The 26,155-nt window shown below is 72.6% G+C and carries 18 protein-coding genes; 16 read left to right on the forward strand and 2 right to left on the reverse strand.

The window, feature by feature from the left end:
- From TR49_RS23430 to cydD, 6 genes are all read left to right on the forward strand, one after another.
- A partial coding sequence (locus TR49_RS23430) for a hypothetical protein (protein ID WP_042384725.1) occupies positions 1 to 219 on the forward strand: 219 nt, incomplete at its 5' end.
- A 108-nt stretch (positions 220 to 327) separates the two neighbouring features.
- Positions 328 to 1,035, forward strand: coding sequence for a response regulator transcription factor (locus TR49_RS23435; protein ID WP_042384736.1), 708 nt, complete (start codon positions 328 to 330; stop codon positions 1,033 to 1,035).
- The gene (locus TR49_RS23440; protein WP_236653501.1) at positions 998 to 2,548 is read left to right on the forward strand and encodes a sensor histidine kinase; all 1,551 of its coding nucleotides are present in this window, start codon (positions 998 to 1,000) and stop codon (positions 2,546 to 2,548) included. Before TR49_RS23435 ends, TR49_RS23440 begins: the two co-directional genes overlap by 38 nt.
- Positions 2,549 to 2,903: 355 nt before the next feature.
- Positions 2,904 to 4,445, forward strand: coding sequence for a cytochrome ubiquinol oxidase subunit I (locus TR49_RS23445; protein ID WP_042384740.1), 1,542 nt, complete (start codon positions 2,904 to 2,906; stop codon positions 4,443 to 4,445).
- A 13-nt stretch (positions 4,446 to 4,458) separates the two neighbouring features.
- Positions 4,459 to 5,454 (forward strand): cytochrome d ubiquinol oxidase subunit II, encoded by a 996-nt coding sequence (gene cydB, locus TR49_RS23450; RefSeq protein WP_042384743.1) that lies wholly within the window; start codon positions 4,459 to 4,461, stop codon positions 5,452 to 5,454.
- Between the two features lie 18 nt (positions 5,455 to 5,472).
- Positions 5,473 to 8,976 (forward strand): thiol reductant ABC exporter subunit CydD, encoded by a 3,504-nt coding sequence (cydD, locus tag TR49_RS23455; protein WP_042384745.1) that lies wholly within the window; start codon positions 5,473 to 5,475, stop codon positions 8,974 to 8,976.
- Here the strand turns inward: cydD and TR49_RS23460 are convergent.
- Positions 8,963 to 9,808, reverse strand: coding sequence for a BRO-N domain-containing protein (locus TR49_RS23460; RefSeq protein WP_042384755.1), 846 nt, complete (start codon positions 9,806 to 9,808; stop codon positions 8,963 to 8,965). The two genes, cydD and TR49_RS23460, sit on opposite strands and share 14 nt — an antisense overlap.
- A gap of 138 nt (positions 9,809 to 9,946) precedes the next feature.
- On the opposite strand from TR49_RS23460, the gene TR49_RS23465 reads away from it, so the two are divergent.
- Both TR49_RS23465 and TR49_RS43980 read left to right on the forward strand, forming a co-directional pair.
- Positions 9,947 to 11,689 carry a sensor histidine kinase gene (locus tag TR49_RS23465; protein ID WP_052434577.1) on the forward strand — a complete coding sequence of 581 codons (1,743 nt, stop codon included), beginning with the start codon at positions 9,947 to 9,949 and terminating at the stop codon, positions 11,687 to 11,689.
- Between the two features lie 112 nt (positions 11,690 to 11,801).
- A complete protein-coding gene (locus TR49_RS43980; RefSeq protein WP_042384759.1) occupies positions 11,802 to 12,410 on the forward strand; it encodes a hypothetical protein in 609 nt (202 codons plus the stop codon).
- A gap of 19 nt (positions 12,411 to 12,429) precedes the next feature.
- Here the strand turns inward: TR49_RS43980 and TR49_RS23475 are convergent, their stop codons facing one another.
- Complete coding sequence (locus tag TR49_RS23475) at positions 12,430 to 13,233, reverse strand: HAD family hydrolase (RefSeq protein WP_236653502.1); 804 nt, start codon at positions 13,231 to 13,233, stop codon at positions 12,430 to 12,432.
- A gap of 91 nt (positions 13,234 to 13,324) precedes the next feature.
- On the opposite strand from TR49_RS23475, the gene TR49_RS45785 reads away from it, so the two are divergent.
- The 8 genes from TR49_RS45785 (at position 13,325) to TR49_RS23515 (ending at position 26,135) form a co-directional block, all read left to right on the forward strand.
- Positions 13,325 to 16,762, forward strand: coding sequence for an AfsR/SARP family transcriptional regulator (locus tag TR49_RS45785; protein ID WP_042384764.1), 3,438 nt, complete (start codon positions 13,325 to 13,327; stop codon positions 16,760 to 16,762).
- A gap of 591 nt (positions 16,763 to 17,353) precedes the next feature.
- A complete protein-coding gene (locus TR49_RS23485; RefSeq protein WP_063770156.1) occupies positions 17,354 to 18,988 on the forward strand; it encodes an MFS transporter in 1,635 nt (544 codons plus the stop codon).
- Positions 18,989 to 19,177: 189 nt separating this feature from the next.
- Positions 19,178 to 19,651, forward strand: coding sequence for a hypothetical protein (locus TR49_RS23490; RefSeq protein ID WP_152627417.1), 474 nt, complete (start codon positions 19,178 to 19,180; stop codon positions 19,649 to 19,651).
- On the forward strand, positions 19,651 to 22,155 hold the full coding sequence (locus TR49_RS23495) for a bifunctional polysaccharide deacetylase/glycosyltransferase family 2 protein (RefSeq protein ID WP_084725315.1): 2,505 nt from the start codon (positions 19,651 to 19,653) through the stop codon (positions 22,153 to 22,155). The genes TR49_RS23490 and TR49_RS23495 overlap by 1 nt, the downstream gene beginning before the upstream one ends.
- 43 nt (positions 22,156 to 22,198) lie before the next feature.
- Positions 22,199 to 23,362 carry a bifunctional glutamate N-acetyltransferase/amino-acid acetyltransferase ArgJ gene (gene argJ / locus TR49_RS23500; protein ID WP_042384769.1) on the forward strand — a complete coding sequence of 388 codons (1,164 nt, stop codon included), beginning with the start codon at positions 22,199 to 22,201 and terminating at the stop codon, positions 23,360 to 23,362.
- A 232-nt stretch (positions 23,363 to 23,594) separates the two neighbouring features.
- The gene (locus tag TR49_RS23505) at positions 23,595 to 24,482 is read left to right on the forward strand and encodes an LLM class flavin-dependent oxidoreductase (protein WP_042384772.1); all 888 of its coding nucleotides are present in this window, start codon (positions 23,595 to 23,597) and stop codon (positions 24,480 to 24,482) included.
- 24 nt (positions 24,483 to 24,506) lie between these two features.
- The gene (locus TR49_RS23510) at positions 24,507 to 25,085 is read left to right on the forward strand and encodes a zeta toxin family protein (protein ID WP_042384775.1); all 579 of its coding nucleotides are present in this window, start codon (positions 24,507 to 24,509) and stop codon (positions 25,083 to 25,085) included.
- A 204-nt stretch (positions 25,086 to 25,289) separates the two neighbouring features.
- Positions 25,290 to 26,135, forward strand: a complete 846-nt coding sequence (locus TR49_RS23515) for a hypothetical protein (protein ID WP_152627418.1) — start codon at positions 25,290 to 25,292, stop codon at positions 26,133 to 26,135.
- The last annotated feature ends 20 nt before the right edge of the window (positions 26,136 to 26,155 follow it).

The following is a 26,155-nucleotide window of genomic DNA, read 5'->3' on the forward strand; positions in this document are numbered from 1 at the left end:
ACCACCGGCACGGTGAAGCTCGTCGACGGATCGACCATCTACGTGACCGACGCCACCGGCAACATCGTCAAGGTCACCACTGGCGGCTCCACCAAGGTGAGCATCGCCCAGGCCGGCAAGGTCAGCCAGCTCAAGCCCGGTTCGACGGTCACCGTGCGCGGCACCGCCGACGCAAGCGGCGACGTGGCGGCGACCACCGTGACGCAGGTGGGCGGCTGACTCGCACAGCGAACACTCATGAACTCCTCATCAACGGCCGTTAGCCTGCCGCTGCCGGTACCTCCGGCACGACCGGCCCAGCCAGACCAGCAACCACCGGGGGCGCCCATGGACACCGCCGAGGCCAGCCTGCTCGTCGTGGACGACGAGCCGAACATCCGCGAGCTGCTCTCCGCCTCGCTCCGCTTCGCCGGTTTCCGGGTCGCCTCGGCCGCGACCGGGGCCGAGGCCGTCGCCGCCGTGCAGCGGTCCCGCCCCGACCTGGTGGTGCTGGACGTGATGCTGCCCGACGCCGACGGCTTCACCCTGGTGAAGCGGCTGCGGGACGACAGCGACCGGGACAAGATCCCGGTGATCTTCCTGACCGCCAAGGACGGCGTCGAGGACAAGATCAGCGGCCTGACCGCCGGCGGCGACGACTACGTGACCAAGCCGTTCAGCCTGGAGGAGCTGATCGCCCGCATCCGGGCGATCCTCCGCCGCACCGGCGGCCCGGCCGACGACGGCCGACTGGTCGTCGCCGACCTCGAGCTGGACCTCGTGGGCCACCAGGTGCACCGGTCCGGGCGGCCGGTCTCGCTCTCGCCGACCGAGTTCAAGCTGCTCGAGTACCTGATGACGAACACCGGCCGGGTGGTCTCCAAGATGCAGATCCTCGACCACGTGTGGGCCTACGACTTCGGCGGAGACCTCAGCATCGTCGAGTCCTACATCTCCTACCTGCGCCGGAAGATGGACTCTGGCGCGGAGGGCTCGCCGAAGCTGATCCACACGGTGCGTGGCGTCGGTTACGTCCTTCGCCGACCGGCTGTGTGATCAGGTGCGCCTCCGCTGGTCCCCGCGCTCCTGGCGGGTGAAGCCCAAGGTCCGTGGCCGGTTCTCGCTGCGCGTGCGGCTGCTCGCTCTCGCGATCGCGCTGGTCGCGCTCGGGCTGGTGGTGAGCGACACGCTGGTGCTCGGGAGCGTCCGGAAGGAGCTCGTGCAGCGGGTGGACACGCAGCTGCAGCGCTTCGGCGACACTGCCGTCTTCCGTGTCACGGACCCGGTCAAGCGCCCACCGTTGCCGCCCGCGGGCGTCGGCCGCCCCCGCAACTGGCTGCCCAGCCAGTACGTGGTCACGGACATCGACGCGAACGGGCACTACAGCGCCCTGCTCACCCAGCCCGTCGAGCAGGGCGATCCGCTGCCGAAGTTCCCCGTGCTGGACGCGAACCAGCTGGCGGTGCGGATGGGCCACGCCTTCACGGTGCCGGCCGACCACGGCGGCGGGAGCTGGCGGGTGCTGATCCTGCCCCGCTCCGGGGCGTCGGGCGCGGGCGTGGTCGTGGCGGCGTCGCTGGACGACACCGACGCGATGTTGGCCAAGCTCAACAACGGGTTCCTCGCGATCGGCGGCGGCGTGCTGCTGGTGCTGACCGTCGCCGGGTTCTTCGCGGTGCGCGCCGGGCTCGGTCCGCTGCGGCGGATCGAGCAGGCCGCGCACCAGATCGCGGAGCAGACCGCGGCCGGGCAACCGCCCACGCACCGCGTGCCGGACGCCGAGACGGACCCGCGCACGGAGGTGGGCAGCCTTGCGCGTTCGCTCAACTCGATGCTGGAGCAGATCGAGGCGGGCTTCGCCGCGCGCACCCGCTCCGAGGAGCGGATGCGCGCGTTCATCGCCGACGCCAGCCACGAGCTGCGCACGCCGCTCTCCGGCATCCGCGGCTTCGCCGAGCTCTACCGGATGGGCGCGCTGCCGGACGAGGCCGACGTCAAGCGCACGATGAGCCGCATCGAGAGCGAGGCGGTGCGCATGAGCGGGCTGGTCGAGGACCTGCTGACGCTCGCGCGGCTCGACGAGCAACGGCCGCTGCTGCTCGCGCCGATGGACCTGCGCACGCTGGCCGCGGACGCGCTGCACGACACCACCGCGCTGGACCCCACCCGTGCGGTCAGCCTGACCGGTGCGGCCGGGGCGACGACGCCCGGCGCGGCGCTGGTCCTGGGCGACGAGGCGCGGCTGCGCCAGGTGGTGACCAACCTGGTCGGCAACGCGGTCAAGCACACCCCTGTCGGCACCTCGGTGCGGATCGGCGTGGGGACCGTGAACGGCGAGGGCGTCATCGAGGTCGCCGACGAGGGCCCGGGGTTGAGCCCGGAGCAGGCGGCCCGGGTGTTCGAGCGCTTTTACCGGGTCGACGCCTCACGCAGCCGACGCGACGGCGGGGGAGCGGGGTTGGGCCTCGCCATCGTCTCCGCGCTGACCCAGGCCCACGGCGGCCGGGTCGAGTTGGAGACCGCGCCGGGCGCCGGCGCCGTCTTCCGGATCTTCCTTCCGAGCGCCTGAACGCGGTGCTCGCCCGATCCCTGCGTGATCGGTGCGTACGCGTTCAGGTGTGCTCGTGATCACTCGGTCGGCCTACGTGACGCGCGCCACGCCGGACACCTGACACCCGTCTGAGACGGGCCCCACGGCAATCGACGAAGTGTCGATCTGCGCTGGTCAGAGTGTGCCTGATGGGCGCTGTCGACCCACCCCACCCCCCTGTCAGTCTCTCCGGAACGACATGGTGATAATTAGCTTGTGATCGTGTTCACGTTCACAAGCGCACGATCATTTCGTGTTCAACTCGCATGTCCCACACAAGTAGGACGAAAAGTGCGTTGATGAACCGAATGGCCGCCCTATGAGGAGGGAACCCGTGGAGCTCGCGCTCGCTCACGAGACGATGGCGCGATGGCAGTTCGGCATCACCACCGTCTACCACTTCCTCTTCGTGCCCCTGACGATCTCCCTGTCCGCGCTCGTCGCCGGCCTGCAGACGGCCTGGGTGCGCACGGGCCGGGAGAAGTACTTCAAGGCCACGAAGTTCTGGGGCAAGCTCTTCCTGATCAACATCGCGATGGGCGTGGTCACCGGCATCGTGCAGGAGTTCCAGTTCGGCATGAGCTGGTCGAACTACTCCCGCTTCGTCGGTGACATCTTCGGCGCCCCGCTCGCCTTCGAGGCGCTGATCGCCTTCTTCTTCGAGTCCACCTTCATCGGACTGTGGATCTTCGGTTGGGACCGGCTGCCCAAGAAGCTGCACCTGCTGTCCATATGGATGGTGTCCATCGGCACCGTCCTGTCCGCCTACTTCATCCTGGCGGCCAACTCCTGGATGCAGCACCCGGTCGGCTACGAGCTCAAGAACGGGCGCGCCCAGCTGACCGACTTCCCCAAGGTGCTGTTCCAGAACACCACCCTGGTCGTCGTCTTCCACACCATCACCGCGGCGTTCCTGGTCGGCGGCGCGTTCATGATCGGCATCGCGGCCTACCAGCTGCGGAAGGCGTCCCGCCTCGCCGCCGAGGACCGGGAGCCGGTCAAGGTCGCCTCGATGAAGACCTCGCTGCGGCTCGGTCTGGTGGTCTGCCTGCTGGCCGGCCTCGGCACCGCGATCAGCGGCGACGCGCTCGGCAAGGTCATGTTCGAGCAGCAGCCGATGAAGATGGCCGCCGCCGAGGCCCTGTGGGACACCGAATCCCCGGCGCCCTTCTCGGTGTTCGCCTACGGCGACGTCGCCAGGGGACACAACACCGTCGAGGTCACCGTCCCCGGCCTGCTCTCCTTCCTGGCCAAGGGCGACTTCACCTCCCCGGTGCCCGGCATCAACAACACCAACGCCGCGGAGAAGGCCAAGTTCGGTGACAAGGCCCCGAACTACGAGCCGAACATCCCCACCACCTTCTGGGCCTTCCGCTGGATGATCGGCTTCGGCATGACGTCCTTTGTGATCGCCGCCGTCGGCCTCTGGCTGACCCGCCGACGCTTCTGGCTCGCCCCCGAGTTCCGGCGGGCCGGCGACGAGGTGCCGCTCTTCATGCTCACCAGGACCCGCGAGCTCGGCCCGACCCTGACCAAGTGGGCCTGGCGTGGCGCCATCTGGACCCTGGCCTTCCCGCTGATCGCCTGCTCCTGGGGCTGGATCTTCACCGAGATGGGCCGCCAGCCGTGGGTCGTCTACGGGCTGATGACCACCGCCGACGCGGTCTCCCCCGGCGTCTCCATCGGTGAGCAGTGGACCTCGCTCATCGTCCTCACCCTGCTCTACGGGATCCTCGCGGTCGTCGAGGTCAAGCTGATGGTCAAGTACGCCAAGGCCGGACCGACCGACGAACAGCCGCCGACGAAGGACCCGACGCTCGGCGGTCCCCCGGCGGGGTCCGAGGACGCCGACAAGCCCTTCGCCTTCGCGTACTGAGGAGACGGACGCCATGCACCTTCACGACGTCTGGTTCGTGCTGATCGCGGTCCTCTGGATCGGCTACTTCTTCCTGGAGGGCTTCGACTTCGGCGTCGGGATCCTCACCAGGATCCTGGCCAGGGACGAGCGCGAGCGCCGCGTCCTGATCAACACCATCGGCCCGGTCTGGGACGGCAACGAGGTCTGGTTGCTCACGGCCGCCGGCGCGACCTTCGCCGCCTTCCCCGACTGGTACGCCACCCTGTTCAGCGGCTTCTACCTGCCGCTGCTGCTCATCCTGGTCTGCCTGATCATCCGCGGGGTCGCCTTCGAGTACCGGGCCAAGCGGGACGACGCGCCGTGGAAGCGCAACTGGGACCACGCCATCTTCTGGTGCTCCCTGCTGCCGGCCTTCCTGTGGGGCGTCGCCTTCGGCAACATCGTTCACGGCACCAAGATCGACGCCCACATGGAGTACGTGGGCAACTTCTTCGATCTGCTGAACGTCTACTCGATCCTGGGCGGCGTGGTGACGCTGACCCTGTTCACCTTCCACGGGTCCGTCTTCACCGCGCTGAAGACCAACGGGGAGATCCGCGAGCGGGCCCGAGCCCTGGCCCTGAAGGTGGGTGTGGTCACCGCGCTGGCGGCGCTGGCCTTCCTGATCTGGACCCAGCTGCACCGCGGCGACAGCTGGTCGTTCGCGGCCATGGTCGTCGCCGTGCTCGCGCTGGTCGGCGCCATCGGCATGAACCAGATCGGCCGCGAGGGCTGGGCGTTCCTCCTCTCCGGAGTGACCGTCGTCGCGGCCGTGGCGATGCTCTTCCTGACCCTCTTCCCCGACGTGATGCCGTCCTCGCTGAACCCGGCCTGGTCGCTGACCGTCAGCAACGCCTCGGCGTCGTCGTACACGCTGGGGATCATGACCTGGGTGGCGGGCTTCATGACGCCCGTGGTGCTCGCCTACCAGGGCTGGACCTACTGGGTGTTCCGCCGCCGCATCGGCGTGCAGAACATGCCCGCCTGATCCGCCGAGGAGAAGAAAGTGAAGCCCGTCGACCCGCGTCTGCTGCGGTACGCCCGTGCGACCCGGATGTTCCTGCTGGCCTCGGTGGCGCTCGGCACGCTCGGCGCCGGGCTGGTCATCGCACAGGCGATGCTGGTGGCGCAGATCGTCGTCGGCTGCTTCCAGCACGGAGAGGGGCTCGGCCGGCTGGCCGGGCCCCTGGCCGCGCTCGCGGCGGTCTCGCTCGGCCGCGGCGCCGTCGCCTGGGCGACGGAGGCCGTCGCCCACCGGGCCTCGGCGCAGGTCAAGTCGCAGCTGCGCGAGCAGTTGCTCGCCCGGGCCGCCGCGCTCGGCCCCGGCTGGCTGGCCCGGCAGCGCAGCGGCGAGCTGGTCACCCTGGCCACCCGCGGCGTCGACGCGCTGGACGAGTACTTCGCCCGCTACGTGCCGCAGTTGGCGCTCTCGGTGATCGTGCCGGTGGCCGTGCTGGCCCGGATCGTCTTCGCCGACTGGGTCTCCGCCGCCATCATCGTGGCGACCCTGCCGCTGATCCCGGTCTTCATGGTTCTGATCGGGATGGCCACCCAGAGCCGGATGGACCGCCAGTGGCGCACCCTCGGCCGGCTCTCGCACCACTTCCTCGACGTGGTCGCGGGCCTGCCGACGCTGCAGGTCTTTGGCCGGGCCAAGGCCCAGGCCGAGTCGATCCGCAGGATCACCGCCCAGTACCGCCGGGCCACCCTGCGCACGCTGCGCATCGCCTTCGTGTCGTCCTTCGCCCTGGAGCTGCTGTCGACGCTGTCGGTGGCGCTGGTCGCGGTCAGCATCGGCATGCGGCTGGTGGACGGCGGCCTCGACCTCTACACGGGGCTGGTCGTGCTGGTCCTGGCCCCGGAGGCGTACCTGCCGATCCGTCAGGTCGGCACCCACTACCACGCCAGCGTCGAGGGCCTGGCGGCGGCGGAGCAGATCTTCGCGGTGCTGGAGACGCCGGTGGCCGACTCCCCCGTCACACCGTCGGCGTCTTCGTCCTCGTCGGTGGACGGCGGTGTGCGGGTCGACGGGTTGACCGTCCGCTACGAGGGTCGCGAGCACCCGGCGCTGGAGGACTTCTCGCTCCAGGTCGCCCCGGGGGAGACCGTCGCCGTCACCGGCCCCTCGGGCGCGGGCAAGTCGACGCTGCTGGCGGCACTGCTGGGGTTTGCGCCCGTCGCCGGGGGCTCCATCGCGGCACCCGCCCACGAGCGGATCGCCTGGGTGCCGCAGCACCCCTACCTCTTCGCCGGGACCGTCGCCGACAACGTCCGTCTGGCGCGTCCGGACGCCTCCGACGAGCAGGTGCGGCAGGCCCTGGTCGCCGCGCAGGCCTGGGAGTTCGTCGCCGGGCTGCCGCAGTGTGCGTCGACCCGCATCGGCGAGGCGGGCGCAGGACTGTCGGCCGGACAGCGCCGCCGCGTCGCGCTGGCCCGCGCCTTTCTCGCCGACCGCGAGCTGGTGCTGCTGGACGAGCCGACGGCCGGGCTGGACAACGAGAACGAGGCGGCGGTCATCGCGGCCATCCGCGAGCTGGCGGACGGCCGGACGGTGATCCTCACGTCGCACCGGCCCGCGCTGCTGGCCCTCGCCGACCGGCGTGTGGCGCTGCCGGGCGCGGTCCCCTCCGCCGGGGAATCCGCCGGGGGTGCCGTCCTCCCCGGCCTCGCCGTCCATGCGGCGCTCGCCGAGGAACCGTCGTCCGTGCCCGAGCAGTCCGGCACGTCCGACGCCGAGACCCCCCGGGCTCCTTCGGACGGCGCGACCGGTGCAGGCTGGTCGACCTGGCCGAGGCCTCGGCTCGGCCCGGCGATCGTCCTCGGCGGGCTCGCCCTGGTCTGCGCCACCGCACTGATGGGGACCTCGGGTTGGCTGATCTCCCGGGCCTCGCAGCAGCCGCCCGTGCTCTACCTGATGGTGGCCGTGACGGCCACCCGCGCCTTCGGCATCGGTCGCTCGGTGCTCCGCTACGCGGAGCGGCTGGTCAGCCACGACGCCGTGCTGCGCAGCCTCGGCGCGCTGCGCACTGCCGTCTACGCCCGGCTCGAACGCCTCGCCCCCGCGGGCCTGGGGGCGACCTTCCGGCGCGGGGACTTGCTCGCCCGCATGGTCGCCGACGTGGACGCGATGCAGGACCACTACCTGCGCTACCGCCTCCCGCTGGCCGCGACGGGGCTGGCCGGCGCCGTCACCGTTGGCCTCGTCTCCTGGTTGCTGCCGTCGGCCGGGCTGCTGCTGGCGATCGGCCTGCTCCTGGCCGGTGTGCTGGTTCCGCTGCTGGCCGTACGGCTGTCGGTTCGCGCCGAGCGCGCCCAGGCCGAGACGCGTGGGCGGCTGACCGGGGAGGTCGTCGGACTGCTCGACGGCGCGGCCGAACTGACCGTCAGCGGCGCGCTGCCCTCGCGGCTGGACGCGCTGCGCGCGATCGACACCGAGCTGACCGGGCAGCAGCGCCGCTCGGCGGCGGGCCTCGGCCTCGGCACCGGTCTGACCACCGCGCTCACCGGCCTGACCGCCGTGGCCTGCGCGGCTGTGGGCATCACGGCGGTGACGGGCGGTCGCCTGCACGGCGTCTGGCTTGCGGTGCTGCTGCTCACGCCGCTGGCGGCGTTCGAGGGCGTGACCGGTTTGACGGCCGCCGCACAGACCCGCCAGCGCGGGCTGCGCTCGGCGGCACGGCTCGCCGAGCTCGCGGAAGCGCCGGAGCCGGTCGCCGAGCCCGTCTCGCCCGTCGACCTGCCCGCCGAGCCGCTGCCGCTGCGCGTCCGCGACCTCACCGTCGTCTGGCCGGGCCGGACCGAGCCGGCGCTGCGCGGCGTCTCCCTCGACCTCGCCCCCGGCCGCCGCGTCGCGGTCGTCGGTCCGAGCGGCTCCGGCAAGACGACGCTGGCGCACGCGTTGCTCCGCTTCGTCGAGCCGGCTTCCGGCAGCGTCGCCCTCGGCGGCGTCGACACCCGCACCCTCGCGGGCGACGACGTCCGACGCGCCGTGGGCCTGTGCGCCCAGGACGCCCACGTCTTCGACAGCAACCTGCGCGAGAACCTCCGTCTCGCCCGCCCCTCGGCCACGGACGCGGAGCTCCTGGCGGCCCTGGATGCCGCCCGTCTCGCGGACTTCGTCCGCGCCCTGCCCGACGGGCTGGACACGATGGTCGGCGAGCACGGCGCGGCGCTCTCCGGGGGGCAGCGCCAGCGCCTGGCCCTCGCACGGGCGTTGCTCGCCGACTTCCCCGCCCTGGTCCTCGACGAACCGGCGGAGCACCTCGACCTCCCCACCGCCGACGCCCTGACCGCGGACCTGCTGGCGGCCACGGAGGGCCGGGCGACCGTCCTGATCACCCACCGGCTGGCCGGCCTGGACGCGGTCGACGAGATCGTCGTGCTCGACGGCGGCCGGGTCGTGCAGCGCGGCACGTGGCAGGAGCTGGTGGCCGTGGACGGCCTGCTGCGCGAGCTGTGGACCCGCGAGCAGGAGGGCGAACGGGAGGCCGGGATGGTCACCGCCCGCTGAGCCGGTACCTCGGCGTCCCGTCGGGTTCCGTCCCCACCTGCCGGATGCACGCGCGTTTCTGGAGGAACCGCAGGCAGTCCCGGACCCGCTCCTGGGTGAGCCCGGTGAGCGTGGCGACGGACTCGATGCTGCGTGCCGCGGTGCCGTGCGCCAGCATGATCGGAACGAGATGCGCGGCCACCGACCACACGTCCTCGGTGACGGTCAGCCGACCGCGCCACTCGGCGAGGACCTCCTCGGTGGTCCGCCGTGAGCGCTGCGCCGGGATGGCGGGGGCGGTCGGCCGCTGCTCCATGACGTCGGCGATCCGGTTCACTCCGGCGACCAGCTCGCGGAGCAACCGCTGTTGCTCACGCTGCGTGGTGGCGAACGCGGCGTCGAGCTGGAGGTTGTGCTCCTCCAGCCGGACCACGACCTCCATCACGGACTGGGGAAGGACCACTGCGGCCTCGCGTTGGTCGATCCGGTACGAGCCTTCCCGCTGGACCGCGCAGACGACCTCGGTGACCCAGTTCTTGAAGGGCTCGACGTCGTCCTTGGTGCAGCCGTTCACCAGGCGGATCAGCCCCTGAAGGCTAAGCATGACGCTAGACTTCTTAAGGCCCTGACCTGCAATGATTAGCCAACCCTCGCGTGGAACGAGAGTATGTGCCATGCGTCGCATGCCCTCTGGCACGTGCCGTTTCACGGCGTCGGTCGTGTTGGCGTAGCCGAGCTCGCGGCATACGTCCATCGCCGGGAACCAGTGGTTCCCATCCGCCAGGGTCACTCGTCGAACCCGCGCTCCCGTCGCCGCGTGAACGAAGTCGTTGATGTCGATCGCGTCCGTCATCGGGCACCCCCTCCGTTGCGCACCGTAAGCATGCGAACCTCCGCCGGTCACCGGATCGCGGCGGGTTCACCCTCACGGGACGGAGGGCGAACGCGCGTCCACTGTCGCGCCAAATGCGGACAAACTACGCTCGCTTGCATGGCCACCGGCGACGCGCAGTTCATCCCCGACCTCGGTTCCCTCGAGGTCGACGACCTGGTCAGCGAGGTCGCCGAGCGGCTGCACGCGGTCGCCGCCGTGAACGACCGGATGCGGGAGCTGCTCGAGGCCGTCGTCGCCGTCAGCTCCGGGCTGGATCTGCACGCGACGCTGCAGCGGATCGCCGGGGCCGCCGCCGATCTCGTCGACGCCGACTACGCCGCCGTCGGGGTGCTCGCCCCGCACACGCACGGACTGTCCGACTTCATCCAGGTCGGCATCACCTCCGAGCAGGAGCTGGAGATCGGCGGACTGCCCTGCGGGCTGGGGCTGCTCGGCTACGTCACCGAGCACCACGAGCCGCTGCGGCTGGAGGACCTCACCCGGCATCCGAGCGCCATCGGGTTTCCGCCCGGGCACCCGCCGATGCGCACCTTCCTCAGCGTCCCGGTCCGGGTCCGCAACGCCTTCTTCGGCACCCTCTACCTCGCCGAGAAGCACCACGGACGCCAGTTCTCCACGGCCGACCAGCAGGTCGTCGAAGCCCTGGCGGCGGCCGCCGGGGTCGCGATCGAGAACGCCCGCCTGTACGAGGAGGGCCGTCGGCGCGAGCGGTGGATCGCCGCATCCCGTGAGGTGACCAACGTGATGCTGACGGCCGACGACGCCGCCGTCGCGCTCACCACCACCGCCGAGCTGCTGCGCGACCTGGCCGGGGCCGCTCTCGGGATGATCCTGCTGCCGACCGAGGACGGCGGGTTGCGCGTCTCCCACGCCTCCGGCGAGGCCGCGGACCTGCTGATCGGGGAGCCGGTCCCGCCCACCGAGCGGGTGCGGAGGCTGTTCGCGGGTGACACCGTCACCATCGCCGACATGAACACCGACTCCGACCTGCGCGCGGACATCCGCGCGTCCTTCGGGCCCAGCATGGCGCTGCCGCTCAAGAGCTCCGGACGGGTCCTCGGGGCCGTCGTCGTGTGGCGGGGCCGGGACACCCCGCCGTTCACCGAGGACGAGCGGGCGCTCGCCGAGGGCTTCGCCGCGCAGGCCGCGCTCGCGCTGCGGCTGGTGGAGGGCCAGCGGGACCAGCAGCGCCTGGCCGTCTACCAGGACCGTGACCGGATCGCCCGGGACCTGCACGACCTGGTCATCCAACGCATCTTCGCCACCGGGATGATGATGGAGAGCGCCGCCCGGCTGGCCGAGGCGCCGGAGGTGCGGACCCGGATCTCCAAGGCGGTCGACGAGCTCGACGCCACCATCGCGGAGGTGCGCACCACCATCTACGCCCTCCAGCACGAGGACACCCCCGAGGGCGGCGCGGACCTGCGCAGTCAGGTGCTGCGCGAGTGCGCCCAGGCGGCCGGTCCGCTCGGCTTCAAGCCGGCGCTCACCTTCGTCGGCCCCGTCGAGGCGATGACCGGCGAGGCCATGGGCCGCCAACTCGTGGCGGCGCTGCGGGAGATCCTTTCCAATGCGGCCCGGCACGCCGACGCCTCGCGGGTGGACGTGGTGGTGGACAGCAGTGCCCGCATCGACGCCGAGGGCCGCCTCACCACGGGCGAGGGGCATTCCGCCGTCGTGCTGTCGGTGACCGACGACGGGGTCGGCATCCCCGAGGACGGACGTCGCAGCGGCCTGCGCAACCTCGCCGACCGGGCCCGCAACCTCGGCGGCGACGCCTGGTTCGGGCCGGGCGTGAGCGGCGGCGGGACCCGGGTCTTCTGGACGGCCAGGCTGTAGGTACGTCCGGCACGCTGTTGCGAGGCTGTAGCGCAACGGCGGGCGGAGCGTTGCGGGGGCCTGACTACAGTGCGAAGCGTTCTGACGGACCTGTACTTCTGGGGGAATCTCCATGCGCTCCACCACGCGCCGCGCCGCCGCCTCGGCCGCGCTCGTCCTGTCCGGCGCGTTGGCGCTCAGCGCGTGCAGCTCTTCCGGCGGCGGTTCGACGACAGGTTCTGCGCCCGCCCCCGCCCCGGCCACTGCGTCCGCCACCGCCACCGCGGCCGTCTCCGCATCGCCCACCGCGGCGCCCTCGGACGGCTCGACCGCGTCCCCGACAGGAGCGGGCACGTCGCCCTCGGGCACGCCGACGGCGATCGACGCCGGGTGCCGCAACATGGTCGCCACCGACGCGGTGAAGGCGGCCGTCACCCGCGACTACGGGACCGAGGTGCACCGCGGCCACATCACGCCCCGCCCGCACCAGTTCCTCTACGGGCAGTGCGGCGGCACCACCTACGCGGCCACCGCGTTCGACCTCACGCCCGGCGCGACCTACTCCGACCAGGTCTCGGGCCAGGACGAGGGCAGCACGCGGAAGTACTTCTCCCTCGCCGCGAACGGCACCTGGACGCTGATCGGCAGCGCCGGCTTCCCCGACGTCGGCGGCTGCGTCGCGCAGATCCCACAGGCGCTGGCCAAGCTCTGGGGCGGCTGCCCGTCGAGCCAGCTGTCGTAGCGAGGTCGGCCCTCGGGCCTCAGCCCAGCAGGGCCTCGATGACCTGCGCCACGCCGTCGTCCTCGTGACTGGCGGTGTGGCGGACGGTCGCCGCCAGCACCTCAGGGTGGGCGTTGGCCACGGCGTAGGCGGTGCCCGCCCACTTCAGCATGGGCAGGTCGTTGGGCATGTCGCCGATGGCGACGACGCGTTCGGCCGGGATGCCGCGCTCGGCGCACCAGCGGGCCAGGGCGCTGGCCTTGCTGACGCCCGGCGCGCTGATCTCCAGCATCGCGACCGACGCCGAGCGGGTCACCTCGCCGAATCCTCCGACCAGCTCGCGCCCCAGGCGCAGGAACGCGTCCGGGTCCATGGTCGGGTGCTTGGCCAGCAGCTTGAAGATCTGGTGGCCGGTCGCGCCCGCGAGGATCTCCTCGGCCGGGGCGACCTGGTCGGCCGCGTCCATGTCCCACAGCGTGCGCGGGTAGTCGGGCTCGTGGGAGAAGCCGCCCGGGTACTCGAAGGCGAAGGTCACCTCGGGCAGCCCGCTGCGCAGCGCCGTCACCGTGGCGAGGGCGTCCTCGGCGCGCATCGGGTGGGTTTCCAGCAGCTCCTCGTGCCGCACGTCGTAGAGCGCGCCCCCGTTGGAGCAGATCGCGATCCCGTGCGGGCCGATCGCCTCGGTGACCGCGCCCATCCAGCGCGGCGGGCGGCCGGTGACGAAGACGATGCAGACACCCGCGTCCTCCGCCCGGCGCAGCGCGTCCTCGGTGCGGGCGGAGACGGTGCCGTCGCCGCGCAGCAGTGTGCCGTCGAGGTCGGTGGCGATGAGGGAGGGGATCACGGGTACATCCTCACATCCCCGGTCGGCGATCCGCGGCACCGCGGTCCTTGATCGCCCGCACGGAAGACCGACGATGAGTCAGAATCACCGGGTGAGATTCGGCATCCTCGGCACCACCCAGGCCTGGAACGACGACGGCGGTGAGCTCGCGCTCGGCGGCCCCGGCCGTCGTGCCCTGCTGGCGCTGCTGCTGCTGGACGCCGGCCGGACGGTCACCACTGAGCGGCTGATCGACGGACTGTACGGGGAGGAGCCGCCGGGCAACGTCGGCAACGCGCTGCAGTCGCAGGTCTCCCGTCTGCGCGGCACGCTGCGTCCGGTGGGCGTCGGCATCGAGGGCGGTCCCGGCGGCTACCGGGTGCTGACCGCTCCCGACGAGGTGGACGCGCACGCCTTCGCGCGACTGGTCGCGGACGGGGAGGGCGGTCTGGCCCGGGGCGACGCGGCCAAGGCCTTCACCGCGCTGACCGCGGCGCTGGGCCTGTGGCGTGGCGAGCCGCTCTCGGACGTCGGCGGCGCGCCGTTCGCGGCGGGCCAGGTGGTCCGGCTGGCGGAGCTGCGTCTCGCCGCGGTCGAGGCGCGCGCCGAGGCCGGTCTGGCGCTCGGGCGCGCCCGCGAGCTGATCGCGGAACTGCGCGCGGCGGTCGCCGAGGAACCCCTGCGCGAACCGCTGACCGCGCTGCTCATGCGCGCCTTCTACGCCGCCGACCGCCAGTCCGACGCGCTTGCGGCCTACGGCGCGCTGCGTGAGACCCTGGCGGACTCCCTCGGCACCGACCCGAGCCCGGAGCTCGCCGACCTCCATCTCGCCGTCCTGCGCGCCGACCCCGCGCTCCGCGCCCGCCGCGCGCAGGACGCGATCGGGGGCGCTGCTCCGTCGAGTGGTGTGGGCGTCCGCGCGGTCGGGCCCGGTGAGTCGGCCGGCGGCGGCTCCTGGCCGGGTTCGGCTGCCGTGCGCAGCGCGCAGGCCAAGGCTGCGTCGCCGCGCGGGCCGATGCAGCCCGACCAGGTCGGAGCCTTCGACGCCGAGCCCGGCTTCCGAGCTCCGTCCAGGGCGGGTGCCACAGGCTTCCCCTCGTCTTCCGGGGCGGGCAGCGAGCAGCCCACCGAGCCAAGATCACTAAATGCGCCACGTGGAGCATCTGACGATCTTGGTCGACCCGTCCCGCCCCCCGCTGTCGTCCTCCCCAGGCCGCTGACCAGCTTCGTCGGGCGGGAAGCCGACCTCGACGGGCTAGCCGACGCGCTTCGCCGGGCCCGGCTGGTGACCTTGACGGGGCCAGGGGGGACGGGGAAGACGCGGCTCGCCCTGGAGGCCGCCGCTCGCTACCCAGGCGCCGGAGGCGCCTGCTTCGTCGACCTCTCGCGCGTCGTCGACGCCGCGACGCTCGGGACGACGCTGCTCGGCGCGCTCGGCGTGCGCGAGTCCGGCGTGCTGGGCGCCACCGCGCCCGGCGGCGGGGACGCCGCGGACCGGCTCGCGCCGGCCCTCGCGCGCCGCGGCGACCTGCTGCTCGTGCTGGACAACTGCGAGCAGATCATCGACGAGTCGGCTGCGCTGGCCGAGCGCCTGTTGCTCGCCTGCCCCGAGCTGCGCGTCCTCGCCACCAGCCGCGAGCCGCTCGCCGTCCCCGGCGAGAACGTCCGTCCGCTGGAGCCGCTGCCCGGCCCCGAGGCCCTGCGCCTGTTCGCCGAGCGCGCCGCCGCCGTCCGCCCCGGCTTCGCGCCGGAGAGCCCCAAGGACGCGGCCGCCGTCGCCGAGATCTGCCGCCGCCTGGACGGCCTCCCGCTCGCCATCGAGCTGGCCGCGGCCCGCCTGCGCCTGCTGACGCCACGCCAGATCGCCGACCGGCTGGACGACCGGTTCCGCCTGCTCACCGGCGGCAGCCGGACCGCGCAGCCGCGCCAGCAGACGCTGCGCGCCGTCGTCGACTGGAGCTGGGACCTCCTGCCGGAGGCCGAGCGCACACTGCTGCGCCGTGTCTCCGTCTTCGCGGGTGGCTGGACCCTCGGCGCCGCCGAGGCCGTCTGCGACACCGGCCCGGACACCCTGGACCTGCTCGGCGCCCTGGTCGACAAGTCCCTCGTCGTCGCCCACCAGCCGGACGGCACTGGTGAGATGCGCTACCGGATGCTGGAGACCGTCCGCGCCTACGCTGCCGACCAGCTCGTCGCCGCCGACGAGCGGCGCGAGCGCGCGGACGCCCACCTCTGCTACTTCCTGCGGCTGGCGGAGACCGCGGAGCCGGTGCTGCGCACCGCCGACCAGCTCGACTGGCTCGCACGTCTCGCCGCCGACCACGACAACCTCGACGCGGCGCTGCGGCATGCGGTCGGGACCGACACCGACCGCGCGCTCGAACTGCTGGCCTGCCTCTCCGGCTACTGGATGCTGCGTGGCCTGCGCACCGAGGGTCGGCTCCCCGCGCAGCGGCTGCTCGCCGCGATCGACGGCGCGGTCCCGCCGGGACGCGAGCAGCAGTTCGCGTTGGCGGTCGTCGCCGCGATCTCCGGCGGCATGGACACCCCGGAGCTCGCCGGCTACATCGAGACCTGCCGTCCGGTGATGGACCGGCTGATGTACCAGCATCCGCTGCGCTTCCCGCATCTGGTGGTGCTGTGGGCGCCCTTCGTCGGCGTGCCCGACGAGGTGTCGATGGTCGAGCAGAACCGCATGGCCGAGTCGCTGGTCGACGACCCCTGGTACGGGGCGCTGCTCCACTTCGGCCTCGCCTTCCAGCACTGGTTCCTGCATGCGGATGCGAAGGCGCAGGAACGGGAGCTGGTCCAGGGCCTGCGCGGCTTCGAGGCGCAGGGCGACCGCTGGGGCATGGTGATGGCCCTGATGGAGCTGGCCCGCGCGCGCGGGCGCCAGGGCGACCGCGACGGCGCCTCCGCATGCACCGACCGTGCGCTGGAGCTGGCCGGTGAGCTGGACTCCCCGGAGGACATGGCGGAACTGCTGTGGAGCCGCTCCGAGCTGAGCCTGCGCGCGGACGACCTCGTCTCGGCGGAGGCGGACCTCAAGCGCGCGGTCGCGTTGGTCGAGCCCTTCGGCGTCAGCGACAACCTCTCCTCCGCGCGGCTGGGCCTGGCCCAGATCGCGCGCCGTCGTGGCGAGTTCACCGAGGCCAGGGAGTTCTGCGCGCAGGCGCTGGCCAGTCGGCTGATCGGCTGGTCCAGCGGCGAGGGTGTCCAGGCGTCGGTCCTGCTGGAGCTCGCCCGCATCGACCTCGCGCAGTCCGAGGTCGGCGCGGCGGGTGCGCGCCTGCGCGAGGCGGAGTCCATCCTGCGCGGCGGCCGGAACCTTCCCACCTACGGCGAACTCGCCTCCGTCCTCGCCGAAGCGGCCCGCCTCCAGGGTGACCCCGCCACGGCCGCCGAACTCCTCGGAACGGCGGCGGTCCTGGACCCCCGCACGGACGCCGCCCCCGCCGAGACGCCCCACGCCGAAGCCTTCGCCCGCGGTGCCGCGCGTTCCCCCCAGCAGGCGATGGCCTTCGTGACCTCGGCCCTCCCGCCTGCCTAGCCGCCTCGCCGCACTGCGTGCTCCCGCACCGTCGGCCGTGGTCGCCTCGGGGCGCTCCGGCCACCGAGGTGACGCCCCCGGCCGCCCCGGGCGGCGTCCCAGCGCGGCTCGGCCCCAGCCGTCCGGCCCGCCTGGCTGATCCGGCCCGACCGGGCCCAGTCCGGTCTGTTCCGGCACGGCCCAGCGCGGTCCTGCCCACCTGACCTGACCCCCGCGTGCCCTCCGGGCGCTGATCTGACCCCCGCTGCCCTCCTAGGCGCTGACCTGACCGTCTGCCTTCCGGGCCCGACTTGACCCCCGTGTGCCTTCCGGGCCCGACTTGACCCCCGTGTGCCTTCCGGGCCGGACCTGACCCCCGCGTGCCCCCGGGCCCGACTTGACCCCCGCGTGCCCCCGGGCCCGACTTGACCCCCGCGTGCCCCCGAGCCCGACCTGACCCCCGTGTGCCCATCCGGGGCGCCGACTTGACCCCCGTGTGCCTTCCGGGCCCGGCCCTGACCCCCGCGAGCCCTCCGGGCACCGCCTCGCCCGGTCAGGGTGCGGTGCGCGGGCGGTCAGGGTGCGGTGCGCGCTGCGCGGGACGGTCGGAGCATGACTTCGTCAGGGAACCTCTCCGCGGCCCGCAAGTGGGCCACGCTCGCCATCTGCTGTGTCGCCTCCCTCGTCCTCGGGATCGACAACACCGTCGTCAACCTCGCCTTCCCGCACCTGGTGCGGGACATGGACCCGAGCAGCACCCAACTGCTCTGGATCGCCGACGCCTACGGCTTCGCCCTCGGCGGCCTGGTGATCGTGATGGGCAGCCTGGGCGACCGGTTCGGGCGCAAGCGGCTGCTGCTGCTCGGCGGAGCCGGCTTCGCCCTCGCGTCGGCGGTGACCGCCGAGGCGCCGAGCGCCAGCTGGCTGATCGCCGCGCGGGCGCTGCAGGGCGTCGCGGGGGCGACGCTGATGCCGTCGACGCTGTCGCTGGTGCGCAACGCCTTCACCGATCCGAAGGAGCGCTCGCTGGCGATGGGCATCTCCGGGGGCGTCGCCGCAGGCGGCTTCGCGCTGGGGCCGGTGGTCGGCGGGCCGCTGCTGGACCACTTCTGGTGGGGCTCGGTGTTCCTGATCAACGTGCCGGTCATGGCGCTGGTGCTGGTCGCGGGCTCGGTCCTGCTCGTCGAGTCGCGCAACCCGAACCCCGGTCCGATCGACTGGCGCAGCGTCCCGCTCTCCTGCCTCGGCGTCGTCGCCACCGTCTACGCGCTGAAGACCGCCGCCCGTGACGGCGTGGACCGGCCCGACGTGTGGGTCTGCGCCGGGCTCGGCGTCGCGCTGCTGGTCGGCTTCGTGCTGCGGCAGCGCCGGGCCGCGCACCCGCTCGTCGACATCGCGCTGCTGCGCAGCCGCGGCTTCTCCGGGGCGATCGCCGCGAACACACTGAGCATCTTCGCGCTTGCCGCGCAGTCGCTCGCGGCCTCGCTGTACTTCCAGGACGTGCGCGGCTACTCCCCGATGGGCACCGGCTTCGCGCTGTTGCTCGGTCCGCTGGGCGCGATGGTGACCGGGCCGCTCTGCCCGGTCGCGGTGAAGGCGCTCGGGCGGGCCAGGGCCGTCGGCCTGGGGCTGGTGTTGATGGCGCTGTCCTGCTTCGGCTACCTGCTGGTGGGTGTGGCCTCCGACTACTGGGTGATGGGCGCGGTCATGTTCGTGTCCGGCCTCGGTATCGGACTGGTCTTCGGCATCGCGGGCGACACCATGCTGGCCAGCGCGCCGAAGGAGCGGGTCGGCGCGGCCAGCGCGGTCGAGTCGACCGCGACGGAACTGGGCGGAGCGCTCGGCATCGCCTTGCTGGGCAGCCTGCTCACCGCCGTCTACCGGCACCAGTTGACGCCGCCTGCGGGCACCCCGGCGCAGGCCGTCGCGGCCGCGCACGAGTCCATCGGCGGCGCCGTCGCCGTGGCGCCGACGCTGCCGGCCCGGCTCGGCCACGCGCTCGACGCCGCCGCGCAGCAGGCCTTCGTGGACGGCTTCCACGGTGTCGTCGCCGCGGGCGGGGTGGCCCTGCTGCTCGGCGCCGGCCTGGTGGTCCGCCGCCTGCGCGGTGTCCCGGCCGTCATGGCGGACCAGGATGCGGAGCGTCAGGAGACCGGGACGCGGCAGGCCGTGGGACGGCACGCGGCCCGCCGGGACGTGGGTCCGGACGCGGCGCAGCAGCCCGCCGCGCCCGCGCCGCTCGGGTGAGGCGTCCGCGGCGGACCCCGCCGTTCGGTCGGGCCGGGTTCCCCCCGATCAGGGGGAGCCCGGCCCGGACCCGTCCGGGCTCCCGCCGACTGTGCGCGAGCGGACAGGCGTGGCCAAACAGCCCGTGGAACGCTAGGGTCCAGGCTCGTGCAGACGGGTACGACCCCGGCCGGCGATACGGCCGAAACGGTGCCGACACCCCCCGAACGGCGGGTCCCGGAGCGTCCGGTCTTCGTCGACGCGAGCGGGCGCCGCCAGCGCCGGGTTCGCCGCGTCGGACGGATCCTCGTGGTTCCGGCGGTGGCCTACATCGGGCTGATGGTGAGCACCTTGCTCGGTGGACCGACCGTCGACAGCCCGTACCTGCCGCTGCCTGCGGGGCCGCACACCGCGCCGGGCCCGAGCGGTGGCCCGCACCCGGTCACCCGCGGCGGCGTCCACGGCCAGGGCGGAACGGGCGGTCAGAGCACCGGCACGGGCGGGACGGACGTGACCGGGGTGGTCCCCGCGCCCGGAGCCTCGGTCGGCGCGACGCCGACGGCGGGCGCGACCCACTCCGCCACGCAGCCTGCCGCAGGGGTTACGCACGGCCGCAGCACCCACACCGCGGTCCCGCCCGGGGCCTCGCACCACCCGACCAAGAAGGCCAGAGCGCAAGCCTGATGAGCCATCACTCCTCCTCGTCCCGCCCCGCGGCGCGTCACGGCAGCAAAGGCCGTGGTGGCAGGAGCCGTGGTGGCAGGAGCCGTGGCGACAACGTCCGTGGCGACAAGGGCCGTGGCGACAGGGGCCGTCACGGCGGCCGTCGCGGGACGGTCCGCCAGGTTCCGCTGCGCACGCACTGGCTGCTGCTCGGGACCATGGTGGTGACGCTGACCCTGGCGCTGCTGATCGAGGGTTACACCCAGCACATGTTCGGCAGCACCCCGGACGGCGCGGGCCTGGCCCAGGGCCCGTCGGGGCAGGTGCCGGCCTCGGTCGCCGACGGTGGTCCGGTGGTCTCCCCGCAGGGCGGCGCGGGCGGAGCGCCGCGCACCGCGCGGCCGCGCCCCGGCACGATCGCGCTGACCTTCGACGACGGCCCGGACCCGAAGTGGACCCCGCAGATCCTGGCGGTGCTGCGCAGGCACCACGTGCACGCGACCTTCTTCGAGATCGGCGAGAACGTCGCCGAGAACCCGGACCTCGCCCGCCAGGTCCTCGCCGACGGCGACGAGATCGGGGTGCACACCTTCACTCACCCCAACCTCGGCCTGATCCCGGCCTGGCAGCGCACGCTGCAACTGCGCGAGGCGCAGCTGGCCCTCGCGGGCGCCACCGGCGAGACGACGACGCTGCTGCGTCCGCCGTACTCGGCCGGCAACGACTCCGTCGACGACGCCGACTGGGCGGCAATCCAGCAGGCGGGCCGCGAAGGCTACCTGACGGTGCTGACCACGAAGGACACCGAGGACTGGCAGCGTCCTGGGGTCGCGAGGATCGTCCACGACGGCACGATCGCGGGGACGACGCCCGGCGTGCCCGTCGACCCGAGGAAGCCCCCGGCCGGGCAGGTGGTGCTGATGCACGACGCCGGCGGCGACCGCTCGCAGTCCGTGGCCGCGCTGGACCGGTTGCTGACGCAGTACCAGGCGGAGGGCCTGACCGTGGGCACCGTCAGTGCGACGACGGGCCTGGCCGCGCCGATGGCCAAGGCGTCGGCGGTCGACCACTGGCTGGGCCTGTCGCTGATCTGGGCGCTGCTGCTGAGCCACTGGCTGCTGACGGCTCTCGGCTGGTTCATGGTCGCGGCGGGGGTCCTCAGCGTCCTGCGCGCGATCGTCTCCGTCGTGGCGGCGCGGCGTCACAAGAGGTGGACTCAGTACGCCTGGGGCGATCCGGTCACCGAGCCGGCCACCGTCGTGGTGCCCGCCTACAACGAGAGCGCGGGCATCGAGGCGGCCGTCCGCTCGCTGGTCGCGCAGGACCACCCGGTGGAGATCCTGGTCGTGGACGACGGCTCCACCGACGGCACCGCCGACATCGCCGAGTCGCTGGGCCTGCCGGGTGTGCGGGTGATCCGCAAGGAGAACGGCGGCAAGCCGTCCGCGCTGAACACCGGCATCTCCCAGGCCTCCTTCGACCTGCTGGTGATGGTCGACGGCGACACCGTCTTCGAGCCGGACACCGTGCGGCACCTGGTCCAGCCCTTCGCCGACACCCGTGTGGGCGCGGTGTCCGGCAACGCCAAGGTGGTCAACCGGGGCGGGCTGCTGGGCTGCTGGCAGCACATCGAGTACGTGGTCGGGTTCAACCTGGACCGCCGCCTGTTCGATCTGGCCGAGTGCATGCCGACCGTCCCCGGCGCGGTCGGCGCGTTCCGCCGCGGGGCGTTGGAGCGCGTCGGCGGCCTCTCGGAGCAGACGCTGGCGGAGGACACCGACCTCACCATGGCGCTCTGCCGGGACGGCTGGCGCGTGGTCTACGAGCAGGACGCGGTGGCCTGGACGGAGGCCCCGGCCTCCCTGGGCGCCCTGTGGCGGCAGCGCTACCGCTGGTGCTACGGGACCATGCAGGCGATGTGGAAGCACCGCGGCGCGGTCTTCCAGCGCGGAGCCGCGGGCAAGCTGGGCCGTCGCGGCCTCGGCTACCTGCTGCTCTTCCAGGTGCTGCTGCCGCTGCTGGCGCCGGTGGTGGACATCTTCGCCCTGTACGGGCTGGTCTTCCTCGACCCGTGGCACGTGCTCGGGCTCTGGTCCGCCTTCCTGCTGCTGCAACTGCTGCTGGGCCTGTACGCGTTCCGGTTGGACGGGGAGCGGCTGGGGCCGCTGTGGAGCCTGCCGCTCCAGCAGTTCGTCTACCGGCAGTTGATGTACCTGGTGGTGATCCAGTCCGTGGTCACGGCGGTGGCCGGGGCACGGCTGCGCTGGCAGCGCATGGAACGCTACGGCTCACTGCGGGCTCCGACGGGCCTCGGAGCGCCTGTCGCGGGCGTCGCCCACCCGGTGCCGGGCGGGCAGCTGACCAACATCCCGATCGCGGTTCCGGCTCCTGCCGAGCCGCCGCTGGCCGACGCCTGGCTGGCCGAGGCGGCGGGCGCGGACCGCTCGGAGTTCGCCTACGAGCGCCCCAACTACCCCTACACGGAGTACGACTACCGCGACCAGGTGGGGCATTCCGACTCCTGAAACGCATGAGCATTCGCTTGCATGCATAGCTATGCTTCACGCCATGACGAATCCGCCTGCCCTGCTGCCCCTGGGTTTCCGCTCCTACACCGCCAACATGGGCCTCAAGGACACCGCGCACGACTTCGCGCTGGTGGTCTCCGAGGTTCCTGCGGTCTCCGCGGCCGTCTTCACCCGGTCCCGCTTCGCCGGGCCGAGCGTCGTACTGAGCCGCGCCGACTCGGCCGCACAGGCGAGCCGCGGCATGGTCGTGGTCTCCCGCAACGCCAACGTGGCCACGGGCAGGGTCGGCGCCGCCAACGCGGAGGAGGTGCGCCGCCTGGCCGCGGCTGCTGCGGGGGTGAAGCCGGAGGAGCTGGTCATCGGCTCGACCGGCGTCATCGGCCGCCCGTACCCCATGGACTCCCTCCGCGCCGGCATCGCGGCCATCCCCTCCCCGCTCCCACCCGCCGACTTCGAGGCCGCGGCCGCGGCCATCATGACCACCGACACCCGCAGCAAGTGCGTCCGGCTGCGCTGCGGCGACGCCGTCGTGGTCGGCATCGCCAAGGGCGTCGGCATGATCGAGCCGAACATGGCGACGCTGTTGACCTTCTTCTTCACCGATGCCGAGCTCGACGCCGCGACCCTGGACGCGATCTTCCGTCGCGTCGTGGACCGGACCTTCAACGCCCTCAGCATCGACACCGACACCTCCACCAGCGACTCCGCCGCCGTCTTCGCCAACGGCCTCGCCGGGCCCGTCGACGAGTCCGAGTTCGAGCGGGTCCTGCACCAGGCCGCGCTCACCCTCGTCCGCGACATCGCCTCCGACGGCGAGGGTGCCGCCAAGCTCGTCGAGGTCCAGGTCACCGGCGCCCGCGACGACGCCCAGGCCAAGCGCGTCGGCAAGGCCGTCGTCAACTCCCCGCTGGTCAAGACGTCCGTCCACGGCGCCGACCCCAACTGGGGCCGCGTCGCCATGGCCGTCGGCAAGCTCCACGACGAACACGACATCCACCCCGGCCGAGTGACCATCCAATACGGAGACCTGCCGATGTTCCCCGACGAGCCGGACGACGCCCGGCTGGCCCGCGCGGCGGCGTACCTCGGCGGCGACGAGATCCTCATCCGCGTCGACCTCGGCATCGCCGCGGGCGCCTTCACCGTCTACGGATGCGATCTGACGGAGGCGTACGTGGAACTCAACTCCGGTTACACGACCTGAGAGCGACCGTGCTGACCTGCGGAATCGGCTCGACAGCCTGGCCCGGACGTGAGGTGGGTGGCCACCTGCGGGGGTGGGGTCGTGGGCGGCCAGAACGCGCACGCCATGGAGGACGGCCTCTTCCTCCGCGCCGCCGGGGAGGGCCTGGGTCCGGACCGGAAGGGGGCCAGGACGCCGTGGTCGGGCGGCTCTCGGCCCTACCTGACCGCCTTGTCGGCATAAGGTCGGGGGTATGCGTCTGAGCACGGTGATCCTCCCCATCCACCGGTGGAGCGAGGGACAGAAGATCTGGCAGCGAGCCGAGGAACTCGGTTTCCACGCCGCGTACACCTACGACCACCTCACCTGGCGGTCCTTCCAGAACGACCCCTGGTTCGGCGCCGTGCCGACCCTGACCGCCGCGGCCTGCGCGACCGAGCGGCTGCGGCTCGGCACGCTCGTCACCTCGCCGAACTTCCGGCACCCGGTGACGCTCGCCAAGGAGCTGATGACGCTCGACGACGTCTCCGGTGGCCGGATCACCGTCGGCATCGGGGTCGGCGGCACCGGCTTCGACGCCACCGCGTTCGGCCAGGAGCCGTGGACGCCCAGGGAGCGGGCGGACCGGTTCGACGAGTTCCTGCCGCTGCTCGACCGGCTGCTCACGCAGCAGGAGACCACCGTCGAGGGCCGCTTCTACTCGGCGATCGAGGCCCGGAACATCCCCGGCTGCGTGCAGCAGCCGCGGGTGCCGTTCTACGTCGCGGCCACCGGCCCGCGCGGCCTGAAGCTGGCCGCGAAGTACGGGCAGGGCTGGGTCACCTACGGCGACCCGCGTGGTCCCGGCGACGTGCCCGTCGAACAGGCGCCGGCCGTCATCGAGGCGCAGCTCGGCAAGCTCCGTGCGGCCTGCGAGGCCGAGGGGCGCGACTTCGGCGGCATCCAGAAGATGCTGCTCCAGGGCTCCACCGCGGAGAAGCCCCTCTCCTCGCTGGACGCCTTCGTCGACTGGGCCGGCACCTACCGTGACCTCGGCATCGACGAGCTGGTCATCCACTGGCCCGTCCCGGACTCGATCTTCGAGAACGACCTCGCCGTCTTCGAGCAGATCGCGACCGAGGGCCTGGCCCAGCTCGGCTAGCCCGCCCCTCGTTACCGTGTCCCCGTGCTGATCACCCTCACCGGCGGTCCCGGCGCCGGCAAGACCACCCTGGCCCGGGCCCTCGCCGCGACCGCCCCCGAGGGCCGGGACGTGGTGCTGCTGCACGGGGACGACTACTTCGTCACCGACCCGGCCACCGGTGTGTGGCGGCCCGACCCGCGGGGCGTGCCGCGGCTCGACGTCGGCGAGCCCGCGTCGCTCGACTGGGGCCACTGGGAACGGGACGTCGCGGCCGCGCTGCGCGCCGGGCGGACGGTGGTCGCCGACGGCCTTTTCGCGGCCACGACCACCACCGGGCGCGCGACGCCCGGACGCCTGGACGTGTTCGTGGACCTCGACGCGGACCTCCGGCTCGTCCGGAAGATCCAGCGCAAGTGCGTCCAGGGCGGCTTCCCCCTGGACGTGCTGTTGCGCAACTACACCGAGGCGCGCCGCGACGCGTTCCTGCGTCACGTCGAACCGCTGCGTGATCACTGCGCGCTGGTCGTCGACGGCGCGCGACCGGCCGAGGAGAACGCGGGGCTGGTATGGGCCGCGAGTGACGTGGCAACCGGACGTTCCGGAATTTCCCGTAGCGAATGACGCAATTCCCGGCAGTGTGACCGCGAACCAGGTATCGATCATATAAACAACTTGGGCGGCTGCTGTGGATCCCGGCATACTCGCAGGTCGCAGGCCAGTTGAGAGCCCATCACTCGCTGCCGTTGCGCCATGAATCGTGTGCTGTGGGGGAATTTGTCATGCTCGAAAAATTTCGTTCCTCGGGGACTGTTCCCTGGAGGAACCATGGAATCTGAAGACATGTCCGGAGAGCCCGAGCCCCAAGCCGAGTCCCAGCCCGACTCCCAGGTCGAGCCCCAGGCCGCACCGGAGTCCGCACCGGAGTACGCGCCGGAATCCACGTCGGCCCGGGCGCGTCGAAAGAGCGTCACCATCACCGTGGCGGCCGCGGTCTGGCTGGCCGTCGCCGGTACCTCGGCGGCGATCGCCGCCAACACGGGCGGCGGTGGCACCGCCGTGGCCGAGGCACGGACCAGTGCGTCCCCGTCGGCCTCCCCGTCCGCACCCGCGGTGCTGCCGAGCATCGCCGCGACGCCGACGCCGAGCCCGAGCTCGACCGTCAAGGGTTACGTCAACGGCTCGACCCACAGCGGCGACCTGCGCTTCTTCCTGCTGCCGGTCCCGGACGACGCCGAGGCCTACGGCGACCCGGACGGCACCACGGAGAGCGTCTCGGACATCGCGAAGACGATGAGCAACTCGTCCACGAGCAAGCAGATCCTGAAGCAGTACGGCTGCACCGGCGGCGCCTCGCGCAGCTACCGGACCAATGACGGGCTCTACACCGTCGACGTCAACCTGATCCACTTCGACAGTGCCGGGCACGCCGCCGACTGGGTCAGCGGCCTGTCCTACGCCCATGGCGACAGCTTCGACATCTCCGGTGTCTCGAACGCCAAGGGGCAGGCGATCAACCCGTCCGACAGCGGCGGGACGGGAACGCTGATCGGCGTCTCCCACGTCGGCGACGTGGAGTACGAGATCGTCGTCTCCGGCACCGGCACCCTGGACCACTCCCTGCTCACACCGCTGATGAAGCGGCAGGAGCAGCGCCTCGGATCCGGCCACTGACAAGGGACTTGGAGGAAATG

Origin of the sequence: Streptacidiphilus melanogenes (assembly GCF_000787835.1) — a bacterium.
In the GTDB taxonomy this organism is placed as follows: Bacteria; Actinomycetota; Actinomycetes; order Streptomycetales; family Streptomycetaceae; genus Streptacidiphilus; species Streptacidiphilus melanogenes.